This window comes from Verrucosispora sp. TAA-831 (assembly GCF_050780145.1).
Taxonomy (GTDB): Bacteria; Actinomycetota; Actinomycetes; order Mycobacteriales; family Micromonosporaceae; genus Micromonospora.
On record NZ_CP192240.1, the window covers coordinates 6,826,409 to 6,842,873 of the forward strand.

Sequence of the window (16,465 nt, forward strand, 5' to 3'; positions counted from 1 at the left end):
ATGACGGAGACACAGGCGAAGTCGGGGAACGCGGGGACCTCGGCCAACCCGGTCGACGAGGACGCCGCGAAGACCGGCACGCCAGCGACCGGCCGCGCGGCCGTGGGCCGGGCGACCGTTCCCGCCGACGCGCCTGCCCCGAAGTTCACTCGGGCCCCCGGTATGGCTCCGCCGCCCGACAAGCCCACAGACGAGAAGGATGCCGAGGCGTCCAGCGACAGGCCGGGCACCGAGGCCCCCGGCTCGCCGGGCACACCGACAGTTGCCGCCAGCGCCGCCGGCAAGCCGTCGACCACATCGACGACCGGACCTCGCCCAGGTCCGTCCTCGCCGGGCACCACGGGCGTGCTGCCGACGTCGAGCACCGGGACCACGGGCACCCAGCCCCGCATCACCGGCCTCGGGGCGAAGCCGGACACCAACCGTCCGCTCGGTGCGGGTCGCCCGACGAACGGCGGCGGTCTGCCTCCGGGAGTCGGTTCGTCGGCCGTCGGTGCCGCGCGGGTGGGCGAGGCGGTACGCGCCGCGCGTACCTCGGTCAGCTCGGCCGCGTCACGCGGGCCGCGCCGGGCCCGACTGAACCTCAAGCGGATCGACCCCTGGTCCGTGATGAAGTTCGCGTTCGCCGTGTCGGTGGTGCTGTTCATCGTCATCGTGGTCGCGACCTCGGTGCTCTACCTCGCGCTGGACGCGATGGGCGTCTTCGCCAGCGTGAACGACAGCCTGGGTGACCTGGTCAACGCGGGTGGTGGGCAGGGCACCAGCGGCTTCCAGATCACCGCCCGCGGCGTGATCTTCAGTTCGGCGCTGATCGGTCTGGTCAACGTCGTCCTGTTCACCGCGCTGGCCACGCTCGGGGCGTTCGTCTACAACGTCTGCGCCGACCTGGTCGGCGGCATCGAGCTGACGCTCGCCGAGCGCGACTGACACCTCAGGAACACCGCCTCCGGGCCGGTCGCCTCCCGCGGCCGGCCCGGTCGCCGTTCCCGGCCCGTCCCAGGTATCTCGGTGGGCCGGCCAGCGGCGTTCGGGTAGGTTCGATGACGACGGTGTCGGGCAGCCCCGAGGGCCCACCCCGATTTGGGGCGGCGTGAGCGGATGGGTTAACCTTGCTCGTCGCTACGCGGGGCTATAGCTCAGTCGGTTAGAGCGCAGAGCTGATAACTCTGAGGTCGCTGGTTCGATTCCAGCTAGCCCCACCGCAATGGTCCGACGGTGCGTCGAGCGTAAGGGGCAGGCCCCATGTTCAAGAAGCTGTTGATCCTGGCCGGCGTCGTCGGTGTGGCCGCCGTGGTGGCCAAGAAGATCAAGGAAGCGAACGACGAGCGCGCGCTCTGGCACGAGGCCACCACCTCCCCGGACCTGCGCTGACCGTCGTCGTTCCGACCGGCGGGCATCCCAGCCCGCGTACGGGGCCCTAGCTCAACTGGCAGAGCACTGCCTTTGCAAGGCAGGGGTTAGGGGTTCGAGTCCCCTGGGCTCCACTTACACCTCCGCTTCCGGGAGGGCTCTCGTGGATTTGCCGAGAGTCATAAGGCGTACTCTTCATCAGCTTCAGTGGTCTGTTTTGCCTCCGCGCAGTCAGTACGGACGGTAGTCGGGACTGCGGCGAAGTGTGACACCGTCGTATGTTGCCGGCATGGTGTTCGCCGATCGACTCCGCCTCGGCGCTACCCGGATCTTGACCGGAGCGCTTCTGCTAGCGCTGGCGGCCTGCGGATCTACCGGCTCATCCGTTTCGTCGAGCAGCTTGCCGCCAGAGGTGGGAGTGGCGACGAGCGCACCTCCACAAGCACCAGAGGACGCGCCTGCGGAGGAGGGAAGGGAGCGGCTGCCCCACGAGGTGCTCGCCACCAACATCCGCCTGGCTCGTACGGCCTGCAAGGGATGTGGCGCGGAGCTGAATCTCGACGCGGCCACGCGGCAGAAGTCGATCGTGAGCTTGATGCGGGAGCACGCTCAGCACAAGGATTTCGTGCTCAGTGAGGCAAACGCAGAGCGGGCACTCTACGGCCCCGAGGGGTCGACGCCGACGCTCGCCGGTGCGAACAAGCCGCCACCGGACGTCTCGTTTCTGGACAAGAGCGGGCAGGAAGTGTATCGGCGAGAGGTCAAGACGTTCAGTGGGGCGCCCACTACCTTCGCCCGGCAGTTCGAGGACTACGCCAAGAAGTTGACCTATCGGGGTGAGTTGTTCGTACAGGTGCCCCCAGGAACCGACGTGCGTCGGTTGATGGAGGCATTCTGGGCCAAGAACCGCGACGATCGCCGGCTCGCGCGGTACGCGGACGTGTACGTTGCTTTCCACACGCCGGACGGGCGCCCATTGGGGCTTTGGATGCTGGGAGCGCGGGGCATGGGCGTACCTGGTTAGGGGATGGCAATGGGGGCTTCCGCTTTTCTCTACTGCTCGTGCAACCGGATCTGTTGGGGTCTCGGCAAGCCGCTGAGTGAACAGCCCGGCGCTGCGCTGACCCGGTACGCCGGTAACCCGGACGAGCCGGTCTTCTCGCAGTGTCGCTCCGCGTCGAGCGCCTTGTGGAAGCTGCTCGCCGATCATGGTGGGCACCGGTTGCGGGTGGCCCATGACTGGGACCCGGAGTTGCACCGGCAGATGGAGACCGGTTGTCTTCCCGCGATGCTGGACGGCGACGGGGAGGGTGACATCTCCTTCTCGGCGTATCTGGCGGGCTGGCCGGAGGGTGGTTTCGCGGACCTGCTGTCTGCTGGGTTCGACGCGTCCGACGAGGGGTTCCTGCGCTGTGCGGAGTGCTCGGAGCGTCTATCGCTGGGCCGCGTGTTGCGGGATCGGGCGGGCACGCCGTTGCTGTTCCACGCGGGTGCGGTTGACGGGGTGCCCAACTCTCGGCAGCCGGACCTGAACCGGGCGGCCTGGCGCTTCCTGACCGTGCACTTCACCCATCCGATGCTGGTCGTCACGACCGCCGTCCGGGAGCCGGGCGAGTACGCCGAGCAGGACCTCGGGGGCGATGTCACGGTCGGCGGTACGGGATCGGGGGCGGTGCCGCTCACGGCGTACGTCGCCGAGTTCTCCGGGTGAGTCGGGGCATGTCGGGTGAGGCGTCGGGCGCAGGCTAGCGTCGACGGTGTGAGCACTGGATCTCCGCGTGTCCTGCCTGCCGAGGGCGACCTGACCGAGGCCGCCTCGGTGCTGCGTACCGGCGGGTTGGTGGCCTTTCCCACCGAGACCGTCTACGGCCTGGGGGCGAACGCGTTGGACGCGCGGGCGGCGGCCCGGATCTTCGAGGCGAAGGCGCGGCCCAGCTTCGATCCGTTGATCACCCACCTTGCCGACGCCGCTGACCTGGAAGCGCTGGTGGGGGTGGTCTCCGCGGGCGTGGCGGCGTTGGCGGAGCGGTTCTGGCCGGGTCCGTTGACGTTGATCGTGGACCGGCCGGACGTGATCCCGCCGATCGTCACCTCCGGGTTGGCGACGATGGCGGTACGGGTGCCGGACAACGAGTACGCGCGGCGGCTGATCGCCACGGCGGGGGTGCCGGTGGCGGCACCGAGCGCCAACCGGTTCGGCCAGCTCAGTCCGACCCGGGCGGAGCACGTGGTACGCGGGCTGGGTGGCGCGGTGGACGTGGTGCTCGACGGCGGGCCGACCCGGTGCGGGATCGAGTCGACGATCGTGGACGCCCGGGGGGACCGTCCGGTGGTGTTGCGTCTGGGCGCGTTGCCGGTCGAGGAGTTGGAGAAGGTCACCGGCCCGGTGACGGTGCGCCAGGGTAGTTCGGGGCAGCCGGTCGCGCCGGGGACGTTGGCCGCGCACTACGCGCCCCGTACGCCGCTGCGTCTGCGGGACGCGGGGACGTTGCCTGTCGAGGACGGGGTTCGGCGCGGCTACCTGGCGTTCCGGGATCGGCCGGCGGAGGGTTGGGCGGCGGTGGAGGTGCTCTCGACCGCCGGTGACCTGACCGAGGCGGCGGCGCGGCTCTTCGAGGCACTGCACCGGTTGGACGCCGCCGGGGTCACCGAGATCGTCGCCGAGCCGGTGCCGGAGAGCGGGGTGGGGCGGGCGATCAACGACCGGTTGCGTCGCGCCGCCGCGACCTGGCATTCCCCCGGCTGACGCTCAGGATTCCTGCGGCCCGGGGCCGACCTGGGAAGCCCGACCGTCCGACGACGCCGCGCTCGACGACGCACCATCGGGCTGAGCGTCGTCATCCCGGTGACCGTCATCCCGCGCACCGTCCACCTGGACACCGTGGACCCGAGCGTCCTCGACCAGGACGCCTTCGGCCCGGCGTCCGCCAGACGACACACCGCCAGACGACACACCGCCAGACGACACACCGCCAGACGACAGGCCGTCGGCACCAGCGCCATCGCCACCAGCGCCGTCAACAGGAGAGCCGTCGGCAGGAGCGCGGTCGGTCTGAGGTAGGCGGGCGACCAGCTTGGTGAGAGCGCCGTTGGCGAAGGTGGCGCCGAGTGCGGAGCCGGTCGCGATGGTCCAGCCGACCGGCCCGAGCGGGGTGCACCCGAAGAACTGACTGACGCCGGGGGTCTGCACCACGGCGGCCAGGACGCCGACCGATGCGGCGGTCGAGGCGAGCACGGACGGGCTGGTGCCACCGGCCAGGACGGTCTGGCCGAGCTGGGTGCCGACCAGCGAGACCAGGGCGACGGTGCCGGCGCGTCGGCGGCTGCCGGTGTAGCGGGCCAGCGTCCAGCCGGCGGTGGCACCGAGGGTGGTAGCGGCGGCACGCAGTCCGATCTCGCGGGTCATGGTCTCGCCCAGGGAGCTGTCGGGGCCCTCGCGGAGCAGTCCGTCGGTGTGGTCGCCGTCGCCGGGTGGGCGGACGGCGATGGCCAGTGCGGGCGCCATGTCGGTGAGCAGGTTGACCAGCAGTAGTTGGCGTCCGTTGAGCGCGGCCTGCCCGGTGGCGGCGGCGGTCAGCACGCTGAACGCGATCTCGCCGAGGTTGCCGCCGACCAGGATGCTCAGCGCGTGGCGGACCGAGGACCACATCGCCCGGCCCTCGACCAGGGTGGCGATGATGGTCTCCAGCCGGTCGTCGGTGACCACCAGGTCGGCGGCGGCGCGGGCGGCCGGGGTGCCCCGTTGGCCGAGGGCGATGCCCACGTCGGCCAGTCGGATGGCGGGTGCGTCGTTGGCGCCGTCGCCGGTCATCGCGACGGTCCGGCCGCACTTCTGCAACGCCTGGATGATCCGGACCTTGTGTGCGGGGGTGCAGCGGGCCACCACGTCGGTGACGGCGAGCCGGGCGGCGAGGGCGTCGTCGTCGAGGGTGTCGAGTTCGGTGGCGGTGACCACCCGCTGGGCGTCGCCCGCGCTGATGGTGGCGGCGATGGCCTCGGCGGTCGCCGGATGGTCGCCGGTGATCATGATGGTGTGCACGCCGGCCTGTCGGATCCGGCGGACGGCGGGGGCGGCGCTGTCGCGTACCCCGTCGGCGATCGCCAGGAATCCGGTGAAGACCAGGCCGCGTACGTCGTCGTCGGTGAGGTCGGGGTCGCTGACCACGCACTCGGCGACGGCCAGGATGCGGTGTCCGGCTCCGGCGCGCTCACCGAGCAGGCGGTGCAGCTCCGCCCGGCCCGCGTCGTCGAGCGGTTCGTCGCGGCCGTCGGTGCGGCGGGCGGCACAGCGGGGCAGTACGCGCTCCGGCGCGCCCTTCACACTGAGCAGCATCCGCCCCTCGGTCTCGCCCACGGTGGCGTGGTAGCCCCGGGACGGCTCGAACGGCAGGCCGCCCACCGCCCGCCAGCCGGGTGCCGCGTACTGCTCGGAAAGGTCGGCGGAGGTGGCGCCGCGCCGCACCGCGCGGTCGGTCTGCATGGACAGTTCCTCGGGATCGTCGGCTGCGGGAGTGGCGCGCAGCGCGGTGGCGAGGATCCGCCGGAGCCGGTCGTCGAGTCGGTCGGCCGGGGCGTACCCGTCGGCGTCGCCGACGCCCGCCAGCAGCAGGTGTCCCTCGGTGAGGGTGCCGGTCTTGTCGAAGCAGAGGACGTCGACCCGGCCGAGCGCCTCGATGGTGCGCGGGTTGCGGACCAACGCGCCGTGTTCGGCGAGTCGCCGGGCGGCGGCCAGTTGGGCGGCGCTGACCAGGAACGGCAGCCCTTCCGGCACGGAGGCGACGGCCAGGTTCGCGGCGGTGGCGGCGGTCTGCGCCAGGGGTACGCCGCGCAGCAGCCCGGCACCGACGACGGCGACCGCCGACCCGGCGGCCAGCGGGATCGCGGCCCGGGTGAGCCGGCCGAGCCGGGCCTCGACGCCGCTGGCGGGTGGGGCCTGCCGGGCGAGTGCGAGGCTGCGCCCGGCCTCGGTGTCGGTGCCGGTGGCCACCACCACGGCGACGCCGCGTCCGGCGGCGACGGTGGTGCCCTCGTAGAGCATCGACCGGCGGTCGGCGACGGCGGCGGCCACCACCGGCTGGTCGGTCTTGGCGACCGGCAGCGACTCGCCGGTGAGCGAGGACTCGTCGGTCTCCAACCCGACGCTGTCCAGCACCCGGCAGTCGGCGGGTACGGCGTCGCCGGATTCGAGCACGATCACGTCGCCCGGCACGAGGTCCTCGGCCGGGAGTACCCGTTCCGTGCCGCCCCGGCAGACCCGGGCGGTGACCGCCGAGCGGGACAGCAGCGCGGCCAGTGACTTCTCGGTGTTGCGCTGGTGCACGGCGCCGACCAGTGCGGACGCGCCGACCACGCCACCGACCAGGGCGGCGTCGACGAGCGAGCCGAAGCTGGCGGAGAGGACCGCTCCGGCGGCGAGCACCGGTGTGAGCGGGTTGGCCAGCTCGTCCACGAAGGCCCGCAGCAGCCCGCCGGGGCCGGAGGTCTCGCCCGGCCCGGCGGCCCGGCGGCGCTCGGCCTCGGTCTCGGTCAGGCCGCCGCGTTCGGTGCCGAGCTGGTCGAGGACGGTCGGCACCGGCATCAGGTGCCAGGCGGTGATCGCCGGGGCGGCCGACTCGGTGCGGGCGGAGAGCCGACCGGCGCGCCAGACGCCGTGCGCGAAGGCCAGTGCCGCCGCGCCGTTGACCGAGGCGAGGCTACGGCCGGGCAGCAGCGCGGGGTCGGCGGTGAAGGCCGCCAGCGCGCCGAGGCCGCTGCCGGCCAGCCCGATGCGCATGTTCTGGCCGGTCATCCGGCGGGCCACACCGGCCGCCTCGATGATCAGTGCGACCGACCGCAGGTCGGTGCCGACCAGCAGGTGCGCTCCCCAGGGCGGCGCGGCTTCCGGGTCGGCGACGCCCAGACCGCAGTCGGCCGCCGCGAGCGCCGCGCGGTCGCCGGAGACGAGCATCACCACCGCCCCCTCGCGTTGCAGGGTGCGGACCGATTCGGCCAGCCGGTCGTCGCCGGGCAGCAGCGCGTCGGCGGAGGCGTACCGCTCGGTGTCGTCGCCGGCCACCACGAGCCGTAGACCGGCCTGTCGGGCGACGGCGGGCAGGGTGTCGACGCCGGGCGCGGGTTCCGGTTCCACCCGCAGTACGGACGCCAGGGTGTCGCCCTGCGCCAGGCCGAGCAGCGTTCCGCCGCGTTCGCGTAGCCGGCGACTGTCGTCGGTGTCGCCGGGGTCGTGGACGTCGAGGCGGTCGAGGGGGCCGAGTCGCCAGCCGTCGAGTCGACGTACGTCGGTCGGGGCGGTCGGCTCGAACAGGGTGAACGCCCGTGCCGCCACCTGCGAGGTGTCGGCGCCGGGCAGCGGGGCCAGGTCGGCCAGGACACCCCGGTCGGAGCCGAGCACCCGGGCGTCGAGGACCAGCGTGTCGATCCGGTCGAGTTCGCGCAGTACGCCTCGGTCCATCGCGATGACGCCCCGCCGGGCGAGGATGCGGCCGAGTTGGGCGGCGTACCCTTCGCGACCGCTGCCGGGGGCCTTGGGCAGCGTGGAGAGCCCCAGCGCGGCGGCGCGTTTCGGACCGACGACGGGTGTGGCGGCGGCGAAGGCAGCCGCGCCGGTGCCCAGCATCCGGGTGACGTACCGCTCCGGGGCACCGTCCGGTTTCGGGCAGGGGCGTTCGCCGACCGGGGAGCGGGCCACGGCCCGGTCCGGTTCCCCGGTGAGGCCGGGCTCGGCCTTCTCCCAGGCGTGCAGTTGGGCCAGTCCTTCACCCCACTGCACGACGCGCTGGGCGCTGTCCAGCACGATGCCCGTCCAACCGCCGGTGAGGCCCTGCACCACCGCTTCGGCGAGCGGGAAGATGACCTCGGCGCGGGGGTCGCGGCGCAGGCCCAGACCGGCGAGGGCGTGCAGCTTCGGGTGCAGGTCGATGGCGCTGAGCAGACCGGAGACCTCGGCGGGCACCGGGGTCACGGGCAGGATCCGGGTGGCCGCGGAGATGGTCAGGCCGAGCGCGTCGGAGGCGAGCGCGCCGAGGGTACGGGCGGTGCGCGGCCCTTCCTCCGGCGGGTGCGGAGGCGGGATCTCCGGGTCGGGTTCGTGCGGGCAGGTGCGTTCGATCCGGGAGATGGTGCCGATCAGCTCGCGTACCTTCGGTCCCGGTGTGTCGACGGCGACGACCACCCGTCCGGAGGGGGCGTTGACCCGGGCCCAGAGCACGCCGGGCATCCGTTCCAGGGCCGCCTCGACCTGCCGGGCCAGCGTGTCGCCGCCGTCCTGGCAGACGCCGTGCACCTCGATGTGGTGGCGTCCCGGCCGGGACCACACCCGGCGGCTGGAGAGCCCCACGGCCCGGGCGAGCCGGGTGGCGGCGGCACCGACGCTGCGCGAGGCGTCGCCGACCAGCGGCGGTACGGACACGGGTCGCCGCATCTCGCCTCCTACCGGTCGGGCCCGGCGGCCTGGCTTCCCGGCCGGGCGTCCCTTATGCCCGCCGGGGCGGGGAAGTTTCTCGCCTCGGTGGGCATGGACGGCCTCGGCGGTGGAATCCGGGGTGGGCGTCGTCGTCCAAGGGAGGCGTCGTCGTCCACGGGGAGGCCGAGATGAGTGCGCTGACACGAGAACTCAGCGGTACGCAGGAGACGCTGCGGGCGTTCGCCCACCGGGTGGAGATCCCGTGGCTCGGCATGGTGGCCGTGCCGCCGCCGGACAAGCTCGCCTACTACGCGGGCATCGGGGTGCTCACCGCGCTCCAGGTGATCGAGTGGCCGTTGGCGCTGGTGATCACCGCCGGGCACTTGCTGGCCGATCAGCGCCTGTCGGGACTGGCCAAAGGGCTGGGAGAGGCGCTGGAGTCGGCCTGAGGGTAAGCCGCGTCACGCTTGACCTGAACATGGCTTGAGGTCGCAGGATCGGGTCATGTCGATCGTCCCGTACCGGCGTCCCGTCGGTGTCCCGCGCCGCCGTGCGAGTGTCCGGTGACCGCCACCGCCTCGGCTCCGGACCTGACGTCGGCGGAGACGATCTTCGCCACTCGGCTGCGGGCGATGACGGTGGGCACCGTGGCCCTGGTCTCGCTACTGGCCTTCGAGGCGCTGGCGGTGGGCACCGCCATGCCGACCGTGGCCCGCGCCCTGGACGGTCTGGCCCTGTACGGGATCGCCTTCGGCGGCCCGTTCGCGGCGGGCGTGGTGGCGATGGTGATCTCCGGTCTCTGGTGCGATGCCCGGGGACCGCGCTGGCCGATGTGGTTCGGTCTCGGCGGCTTCGTCGTCGGGCTGCTGCTCGCCGGGAGCGCCGACACGATGGGCACGCTGGTGGTGGGCCGGATCGTGCAGGGCTTCGGCTCCGGCCTGCTGTCGGTCGCGTTGTACGTCATCGTCGCGAAGGCGTACCCGGAGCACCTGCACCGGCGGATCTTCGCCGCGTTCGCCGCCGCGTGGGTGGTGCCGTCGCTGGTGGGGCCGCTGCTGGCGGGCCTGGTGGTGGAGTACGTCGGCTGGCGGTGGGTCTTCCTGGCGGTGCCGGTCGTGGCGGTGCCGGCGGTCCTGCTGGTCCATCCGGGCCTCCGCTCGATCGACGCGGGCCGGTCGGCCGGAGCGGGCCGGTCACTGGACGGGTCGGTGGCCGACGTCGACGGGCCGGTGCGGCCGACCGGCGACCCGTCCGGTCCGCTCACCCGGATCGGCTGGGCGTGTGGGGCGGGGGTGAGCGCCGCACTGCTGCACATCGGGGGTCAGCAGCGCGGCCTCACCGCCGTGGCGTTGGTCGGTACCGCCCTGGTCGGCCTGCTGGTCTGCGCGCCACGACTGCTGCCCGCCGGGTTCCTCCGGGCCGGGCGGGGCCTGCCCACCGTGGTCGGGCTGCGTGGGCTGGCCTCGGGTGCCTTCGTCGGCGCGGAGGTGGTGATCCCGCTGATGCTCTCCCGGGAACGCGGGTTCTCGCCCACCGCAGCCGGTCTGGTGCTGACCACCGGGGCGGTCGCCTGGTCGTTCGGGTCGTGGCTACAGGGACGGGTCCGCGCGCCACGCAGCCGTGCCACCCTGCCGAGAGCCGGCCTGACCTGCATCACCGTCGGTGTCGCGGTGGTGGGCCTCACCGTGCTGCCGGTCGTACCGGTCGGGGTGGGCGTGTTCGGCTGGGCGGTGGCCGGGACCGGTATGGGCCTGCTCTATCCGTCGCTGTCGGTGCTGACCCTGGAGTTGTCGGCCCCGGGCGAGCAGGGCCGCAACAGCTCGTCGTTGCAGTTGTGCGACTCGCTCGCCGCAGCGGCCGTGCTGGCGCTGACCGGTGCGGTGCTGGCGGCGGGCGCCGCACCGGGTCCGGGCAGCTACGGGGTGACCCTCGCGGCGGCGGCCGGGCTGGCGCTGGTCGGCGCGCTGCTCGCCGGTCGGGTCGTGCCACGTGCGCGGGTCGGAGCGGCCTGACCTCGGCGGGCGTACGCATCCGCCGAATCCGGGGTGCCGGACGGAGGCAGCCGGGAGGATGGGCACGCGATGAACTTCCTGACTCTCCTACCACTGGCCGTGGTCATGGTCGCCGGGACCCAGTTGGTGGCGGCGGTCTTCTTCGCCTCCTCCGACCGGCCCCGGGCCGCGTCGCTGGGCTACCTGGCCGGAGCGGCCATCGTGGTGTGCGGCGGTACGACCCTGGCCTGGCTGGTCACCCACCTGTTCCGGATCAGCCTCGACACCCGGGACGGCCGGTTCGAACGGGTCGTCGACTGGATCGTCCTGCTCCTGCTGGCCGTCCTGGCGGTGGTGGTGTTCCTGCGGCGGCACTCCGGGCCGCCCGCCTGGATGGGTCGGCTCCAGCACGCCACTCCCCGGTACGCGCTCCGGGTCGGCCTGCTGCTGTTCCTCGCCATGCCGTCCGACGACCTGACCATGCTCACGGTCGGCGCCAGTGCCGCCCGGCAGGGCCTGCCGTGGTGGCACCTGGTGCCCTTCATGCTGCTCACCCTGACGCTGCTGGCTCTGCCGTTGCTGGCGTTGCTGCTGCTCGGCCGCCGCGCCGAAGCGGTGCTGCCCCGGATACGGGACTGGGCCGACAGCCATGCCTGGCTGGTCAGCGAGGCGGTGATCGTGTTCTTCGTCGTGCTCACCGTGCTGGACCTGGCCCGGTGAGGTGGCCCACAGTTGTCACGCCACGCCGTACCCGACCCGTCGCACGCACCAGATCGACGTGCTCGGCACCCGCCGGCTGGTCGCCGCGGCGGCCGAGGGCGGCGTGGCCCACCTGATCTACGTCTCGATCGTCGGCGTGGACCGGGTGCCCTACGCGTACTACCGGCACAAGCTCGCCGCCGAGCAGGTGGTGGCCGCCGGAGGGGTGCCCTGACGGTGCGGGCCACCCGGTTCCCGCAGTTCCTCGACGGGTCGCTGCGCGCGTCCGGCAAGCCCTGCCCGGTGATCGCCGACCGGGCGGTGGTGGCCCAGCCGGTCGATCCGGGTGAGGTGGCGGACCGGCTGATCGAGCTGCTGCGCGCAGGTCCGCGCGACGGCATCGCGCCGGTGGACTGGTCACCGAGACCCGCCCGACCGGCCGCCGCACCTGGGCGGACTACCTGGCCGACACGTACGGGGGAACGACGACAAGATGACACCCGCTCTCGTTCACGTTCGCCCTACCGTCGGCTCATGCTCACGTTCGTCGTCACCTGTCTCCTGTACGTCTGCGGCTTCGTCTTCCTCTACGGGGTGATCCGGCTCGCGGTCCGGCACGCTCTGGAGGACATCGAGGCGCGCCGCGTGCAGGCGGAGAGGGCGGAGGAGATGGCGGCTGCCCGGGACCGGGCGATGCTCCAGGAGCACGGGTTCCTGACCAACGGTTGAGCCGGAGCCTCGGTGACCGGTGCACCCGCGACGGATGCGACGATCGCACCCGTGATGGGAACGTTGCGTACCGAGCCCGCCCGTGGCCGCCCCGAACTGCTGGCCGCGCCGGTCGCTGACGCGCTGGCGCAGTGGCCCGCCGACGCGCCGGTGGACGTCGACGCCGTGCTGGTCGCGCCGATCGACGCCGACCTCGCCGACACCGCCGCCTTCTGCGAGGCGTACCAGGTGGGGCTGGAGGAGTCGGCCAACTGCGTGGTGGTCGCGGGCAAACGGGAGGGCGTCGTCCGGTACGCGGCCTGCGTGGTGCTGGCCACCACCCGGGCCGACGTGAACGGGGTGGCCCGGCGTGCGCTCGACGTACGCAAGGCGAGCTTCGCCCCGATGGCCGACGCGGTGGAGTCGACCGGCATGGAGTACGGCGGCATCACCCCGATCGGGTTGCCGCCGGAGTGGCCGATCCTGGTCGACTCCCGGGTGGTGGCCGCACCGTACGTGGTCATCGGTTCGGGGGTGCGGCACAGCAAGATCGTCCTGCCGGGCCCGGCGCTGGCCGTGTTGCCCGGCGCGCGGGTGGTGGAGGGCCTGGCCAAGTCGACCTGATCGTCGAACGGTGTCGATGTGGTTGCACGTGAAACATCGCCACCGTCGATGGGTCAGGAGGCGGCGGCCTCACGCTCCGCGACCTCGTTGAGCGCGGCGAGCAGCGTGGCCGGCTCCTGGGCGCCGGAGACCGCGTACTTCCCGGCGAACACGAAGGTCGGCACGCTGGTGATGCCGAGTTGCCGCGCCTCGGTCAGCTCCGCGTCGAGCGTGGCGACGCCCTCGTCGGAGTCGAGGAAGCGGCGGGCCTCCGCACCGTCCAGCCCGACCTCGGTGGCGATCTCGGCGAGCGCCCCCCGGTCACCGATGTCGACGCCGTCGGTGAAGTGGGCCTGGTGCAGGGCGTTCACCGTCTCGGTGCCGCGACCCCGCTCGGTCGCCCAGTCGACCAGTCGGTGCGCCTGGAACGTGTTGGCCGCGATCGCCCGCGAGAAGTTCAGCTCCAGCCCGACGCTCGCGCCGATCTCCCTGACCTGGGCGGCCATCTCCTGAGCCCGCTCCGGACCGCCGAACTTGGCGGCCAGCGCGTCGAGCAGCGGCACCGGCTCGGTCACCGGGGACGGGTCGAGCTGGAAGGGGCGGTGCCGGACGGTGACCTCACCGTCGTACGAGGCGAGAGCCTCCTCCAGTCGGCGCAGGCCGATCCAGCACCAGGGGCAGACCACGTCGGCGTAGATGTCGATCTCCATGCCCGGAGACAACCCGTCGGGACACCGATCTGTTCCCGTACCGGCGTCGGAGTGAGTCGGCCCGCTCCCGGACCTGCCGCAGGGGCAGAGGAGGTCAGCCGGCCTGCTCGCGGACCTGGCGCTTGAGTCGGGCGAGAATGGCGGTGCCGCCGCGTACCCGCAACGGGCTGATCGCCTGCGCCAGACCCATCCGCTGGTACAGGTCGTCCGGGACGGCGAGCACCTGCTCCGGGCTCGCACCGGCCAGCCCCTCGGCGAGGATGCCGGCGAACGCGCGGGTGGTGGGCGCCTCCGGAGGGCAGTCGAACAGGGTGCGAACGGTGCCCTCCGGCGTCACCTCGGCACGCAGGAAGAACGCAGTCTGGCACTCCGGCACCTGCTCCATGCCCTCGTGCCCGGCCTGGTCGGCGGGCAGCGGCGGCACCGCGTCGGAGTACTCCAGCAGCATCTCCAGCACCACGTCGCGGGGCGCGGAGGCGAACTCGTCGACGATCTCCGCCAGCTTGCTCGGCATCTCGGGCATTCCGCCAGGCTACCGGCGACAGGCGCGGCACTGCGGTCGCGTCCGGGTGCGGTCGCGGTCGGTGCTGCGGTTGCGGCCGGAGTGCGGTCGCGCCCACGGTTCCGGCCGCGCGGTCGCGCATGGTCGCGGAGCGCGTGTCGTACACGGTGCTCGGCGAGCGCCGAGTGTTAACCGGGGACCCCTTCTCTACCGCAGGCGTTAGGAAGGTGCCCTTCCTTACACCTGGGGGGCCTGTTCGCTGATCTCGCTGAGGGCGGAGGTGGGGTCGAGCTGCATCGCCAGGTCGCCGAGGGAGACGATGCCGACCAGCTTGCGTTCGTGGTCGCAGACGAGGATGCGGCGGATACCGCGTTCGCGCATCAGAGCGGCGGCCTTCGTGGCGGTGCAGAACTGCTCGATCATCACCACCTCGCGGGTGAGGATCGAGCCGATGGTGGTGGTCGTCGCGCTGGCGTTCTCCGCCACCGCCCGGACCACGATGTCCCGGTCGGTCAGGATGCCGGCCAGCTCGGCACCGTCGGTCACCACCACGTCGCCGATGTCGGCGTCCCGCATCACGCGGGCGGCCTCGTCCAGTGTGGTCTCCGCCGACAGGTAGATCACCTGCTTGGTCATCACGTCGACGACCCGATACTCGGTCATGAGAGCCTCCAGAACACCTTCTGCCGATCGTGATGCGGTACCCGGTTACGTGACTGCTACACCACGTTCCTGCCTACCTCCTCGACGAGACGGTCCGCCAGGTCTTCCACCGGGATCTCGACACGTTCCCCGGTGGACCGGTCGCGCACCTCGACGTACCCGTCGGCCAGGCGGCGGCCGACCACGACGGTGCGCGGGATGCCGATCAGTTCGGCGTCGGTGAACTTCACCCCGGCGGAGACTCCGGCCCGGTCGTCCACCAGCACCCGCAGACCGGCGGCGGCGAGTCGGGCGCCGAGGTCGAGCGCCGCCTCGACCTGCGGACCCTTGCCGGCCGCCACCAGGTGTACGTCGCAGGGCGCGATCGCCGCCGGCCAGACCAGTCCCCGGTCGTCGTGGTGCTGTTCGGCGATCGCCGCCACCGCCCGAGACACCCCGATGCCGTAGCAGCCCATGGTGGGGCGTACCGGCTTGCCCTGCGGCCCGAGGACGTCGAGCGCGAAGGCGTCGGTGTAGCGGCGGCCGAGTTGGAAGATGTGTCCGATCTCGATGCCCCGACGCATGGTCAGGCACCCGCCGACGCAGGCGGGACAGGGGTCGCCGGGACGGACGTCGGCGGCCTCGACGGTGCCGCTGGGGGTGAAGTCGCGGCCACAGACCACGTTGACCGCGTGCCGCCCCGGCTCGTTCGCCCCGGTCAGCCAGGCGGTGCCGGGCACCACCCGGGGGTCGACCAGATAGCGGATGCCGAGCTTGTCGAAGACCTGCGGGCCGATGTAACCCCGGACCAGGTCGGGGCGCTCGTCCCAGGCGTCGAAGACGTCCACGGTGGCCGGTGCCAGCACCGCGGCCAGCCGCTTGAGGTCCACCTCTCGGTCACCGGGTACGCCCACGACCAGCAGGTCGGTCTCGTCGACGCCGGGTCGGCGTACGGTCAGCACGACGTTCTTGAGGGTGTCGGCGGCGGTCCAGTCGTCGCGTCCGGCGAGTCGGCGTTCGTTGGCCAGCGCGACCAGGCTGGCGATGGTGGGCGTCTCCGGGGTGTCGTGCACCTCGGCGGGCGGCTGGGCCAGCGGGTCACCGGCCGCCGGTGCGGGTGTCGTCACCGCCTCGGTGTTGGCCGCGTAGTGGCAGTCCGTGCAGCCCACGAAGGTGTCCTCGCCGACCGGCGCGATGGCCAGGAACTCATCCGAGGCGGAACCGCCCATCGCCCCCGACGTCGCGTGCACCACCGTGTACTCCAGGCCCAGCCGGTCGAAGATCCGCCGGTACGCGTTCCGGTGCCGGTCGTACGCCGCGCGCAGCCCCGCATCGTCCAGGTCGAAGGAGTACGCGTCCTTCATCAGGAACTCGCGTCCGCGCAGCAGCCCGGCGCGCGGGCGGGCCTCGTCGCGGAACTTGGTCTGGATCTGGAACAACGTCACCGGGAAGTCGCGGTACGAGGTGAACAGATCCTTCACCAGCAGCGCGGCCAACTCCTCGTGGGTCGGAGCGAGCAGGTGTTCGGCGCCACGCCGGTCGGCCAGCGTGAAGATGTCGTCGCCGTACTCGGTCCAGCGTCCGCTGGTCCGGTAAGGCTCGGCCGGCAGCAACGCCGGGAAGTGCACCTCCTGGTCGCCGACCGCGGTCATCTCGGCCCGGACGATCGCGGCGACCCGGTCCAGCACCAGCTTGCCCAGCGGCAGCCAGGTGTACCCGCCCGGGGCGGCCCGGCGCAGGTAACCGGCGCGCAGCAGCAGCCGGTGACTCGGCACCTCCGCGTCGGCCGGGTCCTCGCGCAGCGTCCGGATCAGCGTGGTCGACATGCGCAGCAGCATTGCCGCAGCGTACGACCCGG

At 72.6% G+C, this 16,465-nt stretch carries 15 protein-coding genes, 2 tRNA genes and 1 pseudogene; 13 read left to right on the forward strand and 5 right to left on the reverse strand.

Annotation, left to right across the window (positions count from 1 at the left end; all coding sequences use genetic code 11):
* The 7 genes from ACQVFL_RS30355 (at nucleotide 1) to ACQVFL_RS30385 (ending at nucleotide 4,096) form a co-directional block, all read left to right on the forward strand.
* Complete coding sequence (locus ACQVFL_RS30355) at nucleotides 1–927, forward strand: DUF3566 domain-containing protein (RefSeq protein ID WP_431728157.1); 927 nt, start codon at nucleotides 1–3, stop codon at nucleotides 925–927.
* Nucleotides 928–1,125: 198 nt separating this feature from the next.
* Nucleotides 1,126–1,199: transfer RNA gene (locus ACQVFL_RS30360), tRNA-Ile, on the forward strand.
* 43 nt (nucleotides 1,200–1,242) lie between these two features.
* Nucleotides 1,243–1,371 (forward strand): DLW-39 family protein, encoded by a 129-nt coding sequence (locus tag ACQVFL_RS30365; RefSeq protein WP_217705935.1) that lies wholly within the window; start codon nucleotides 1,243–1,245, stop codon nucleotides 1,369–1,371.
* Nucleotides 1,372–1,411: 40 nt separating this feature from the next.
* Nucleotides 1,412–1,484 (forward strand) — tRNA-Ala (locus ACQVFL_RS30370).
* A 155-nt stretch (nucleotides 1,485–1,639) separates the two neighbouring features.
* The gene (locus ACQVFL_RS30375) at nucleotides 1,640–2,374 is read left to right on the forward strand and encodes a hypothetical protein (protein ID WP_396696361.1); all 735 of its coding nucleotides are present in this window, start codon (nucleotides 1,640–1,642) and stop codon (nucleotides 2,372–2,374) included.
* Nucleotides 2,375–2,383: 9 nt separating this feature from the next.
* The gene (locus tag ACQVFL_RS30380; RefSeq protein WP_431728158.1) at nucleotides 2,384–3,061 is read left to right on the forward strand and encodes a hypothetical protein; all 678 of its coding nucleotides are present in this window, start codon (nucleotides 2,384–2,386) and stop codon (nucleotides 3,059–3,061) included.
* 48 nt (nucleotides 3,062–3,109) lie between these two features.
* On the forward strand, nucleotides 3,110–4,096 hold the full coding sequence (locus tag ACQVFL_RS30385) for an L-threonylcarbamoyladenylate synthase (RefSeq protein ID WP_431728159.1): 987 nt from the start codon (nucleotides 3,110–3,112) through the stop codon (nucleotides 4,094–4,096).
* A 285-nt stretch (nucleotides 4,097–4,381) separates the two neighbouring features.
* Here ACQVFL_RS30385 and ACQVFL_RS30390 read toward each other — a convergent pair.
* Nucleotides 4,382–8,770, reverse strand: a pseudogene (locus tag ACQVFL_RS30390) (HAD-IC family P-type ATPase); the annotation flags it as partial.
* Nucleotides 8,771–8,940: 170 nt separating this feature from the next.
* Here ACQVFL_RS30390 and ACQVFL_RS30395 point away from each other — a divergent pair.
* The 6 genes from ACQVFL_RS30395 to ACQVFL_RS30420 all read left to right on the forward strand — a co-directional run bounded on the left by ACQVFL_RS30395 (nucleotide 8,941) and on the right by ACQVFL_RS30420 (nucleotide 12,774).
* On the forward strand, nucleotides 8,941–9,201 hold the full coding sequence (locus ACQVFL_RS30395; RefSeq protein ID WP_396696367.1) for a hypothetical protein: 261 nt from the start codon (nucleotides 8,941–8,943) through the stop codon (nucleotides 9,199–9,201).
* A gap of 114 nt (nucleotides 9,202–9,315) precedes the next feature.
* Nucleotides 9,316–10,764 (forward strand): MFS transporter, encoded by a 1,449-nt coding sequence (locus tag ACQVFL_RS30400; RefSeq protein WP_431728160.1) that lies wholly within the window; start codon nucleotides 9,316–9,318, stop codon nucleotides 10,762–10,764.
* A 69-nt stretch (nucleotides 10,765–10,833) separates the two neighbouring features.
* Nucleotides 10,834–11,463, forward strand: coding sequence for a GAP family protein (locus ACQVFL_RS30405; RefSeq protein ID WP_431728161.1), 630 nt, complete (start codon nucleotides 10,834–10,836; stop codon nucleotides 11,461–11,463).
* Nucleotides 11,464–11,521: 58 nt separating this feature from the next.
* On the forward strand, nucleotides 11,522–11,677 hold the full coding sequence (locus tag ACQVFL_RS30410; RefSeq protein ID WP_431728162.1) for a hypothetical protein: 156 nt from the start codon (nucleotides 11,522–11,524) through the stop codon (nucleotides 11,675–11,677).
* 299 nt (nucleotides 11,678–11,976) lie between these two features.
* Nucleotides 11,977–12,171 carry a hypothetical protein gene (locus ACQVFL_RS30415; RefSeq protein WP_396696646.1) on the forward strand — a complete coding sequence of 65 codons (195 nt, stop codon included), beginning with the start codon at nucleotides 11,977–11,979 and terminating at the stop codon, nucleotides 12,169–12,171.
* A 54-nt stretch (nucleotides 12,172–12,225) separates the two neighbouring features.
* Nucleotides 12,226–12,774: a YbaK/EbsC family protein gene (locus tag ACQVFL_RS30420; protein ID WP_396696648.1), complete on the forward strand. Its 549-nt coding sequence runs from the start codon at nucleotides 12,226–12,228 to the stop codon at nucleotides 12,772–12,774.
* Nucleotides 12,775–12,827: 53 nt separating this feature from the next.
* On the opposite strand, the gene ACQVFL_RS30425 is transcribed toward ACQVFL_RS30420, so the two are convergent.
* From ACQVFL_RS30425 to ACQVFL_RS30440, 4 genes are all read right to left on the reverse strand, one after another.
* The gene (locus ACQVFL_RS30425) at nucleotides 12,828–13,463 is read right to left on the reverse strand and encodes a DsbA family oxidoreductase (protein WP_431728163.1); all 636 of its coding nucleotides are present in this window, start codon (nucleotides 13,461–13,463) and stop codon (nucleotides 12,828–12,830) included.
* A gap of 94 nt (nucleotides 13,464–13,557) precedes the next feature.
* Nucleotides 13,558–13,986, reverse strand: a complete 429-nt coding sequence (locus ACQVFL_RS30430; RefSeq protein WP_396696377.1) for a SufE family protein — start codon at nucleotides 13,984–13,986, stop codon at nucleotides 13,558–13,560.
* Between the two features lie 216 nt (nucleotides 13,987–14,202).
* Nucleotides 14,203–14,628, reverse strand: coding sequence for a CBS domain-containing protein (locus ACQVFL_RS30435; RefSeq protein ID WP_396696379.1), 426 nt, complete (start codon nucleotides 14,626–14,628; stop codon nucleotides 14,203–14,205).
* A gap of 56 nt (nucleotides 14,629–14,684) precedes the next feature.
* Entirely contained in the window at nucleotides 14,685–16,445 is a 1,761-nt protein-coding gene (locus ACQVFL_RS30440; RefSeq protein ID WP_431728164.1) for a proline--tRNA ligase, read from the reverse strand.
* Nucleotides 16,446–16,465: the final 20 nt, after the last annotated feature.

Bases quoted from the DNA above. Each gene is read 5' to 3' on its own strand.
- ACQVFL_RS30355 (WP_431728157.1), top strand. From the start codon at position 1: ATGACGGAGACACAGGCGAAGTCGGGGAACGCGGGGACCTCGGCCAAC.
- ACQVFL_RS30365 (WP_217705935.1), top strand. From the start codon at position 1,243: ATGTTCAAGAAGCTGTTGATCCTGGCCGGCGTCGTCGGTGTGGCCGCC.
- ACQVFL_RS30375 (WP_396696361.1), top strand. From the start codon at position 1,640: ATGGTGTTCGCCGATCGACTCCGCCTCGGCGCTACCCGGATCTTGACC.
- ACQVFL_RS30380 (WP_431728158.1), top strand. From the start codon at position 2,384: ATGGGGGCTTCCGCTTTTCTCTACTGCTCGTGCAACCGGATCTGTTGG.
- ACQVFL_RS30395 (WP_396696367.1), top strand. From the start codon at position 8,941: ATGAGTGCGCTGACACGAGAACTCAGCGGTACGCAGGAGACGCTGCGG.
- ACQVFL_RS30405 (WP_431728161.1), top strand. From the start codon at position 10,834: ATGAACTTCCTGACTCTCCTACCACTGGCCGTGGTCATGGTCGCCGGG.
- ACQVFL_RS30415 (WP_396696646.1), top strand. From the start codon at position 11,977: ATGCTCACGTTCGTCGTCACCTGTCTCCTGTACGTCTGCGGCTTCGTC.
- ACQVFL_RS30420 (WP_396696648.1), top strand. From the start codon at position 12,226: ATGGGAACGTTGCGTACCGAGCCCGCCCGTGGCCGCCCCGAACTGCTG.
- ACQVFL_RS30425 (WP_431728163.1), bottom strand. From the start codon at position 13,463: ATGGAGATCGACATCTACGCCGACGTGGTCTGCCCCTGGTGCTGGATC.
- ACQVFL_RS30430 (WP_396696377.1), bottom strand. From the start codon at position 13,986: ATGCCCGAGATGCCGAGCAAGCTGGCGGAGATCGTCGACGAGTTCGCC.
- ACQVFL_RS30435 (WP_396696379.1), bottom strand. From the start codon at position 14,628: ATGACCGAGTATCGGGTCGTCGACGTGATGACCAAGCAGGTGATCTAC.
- ACQVFL_RS30440 (WP_431728164.1), bottom strand. From the start codon at position 16,445: ATGCTGCTGCGCATGTCGACCACGCTGATCCGGACGCTGCGCGAGGAC.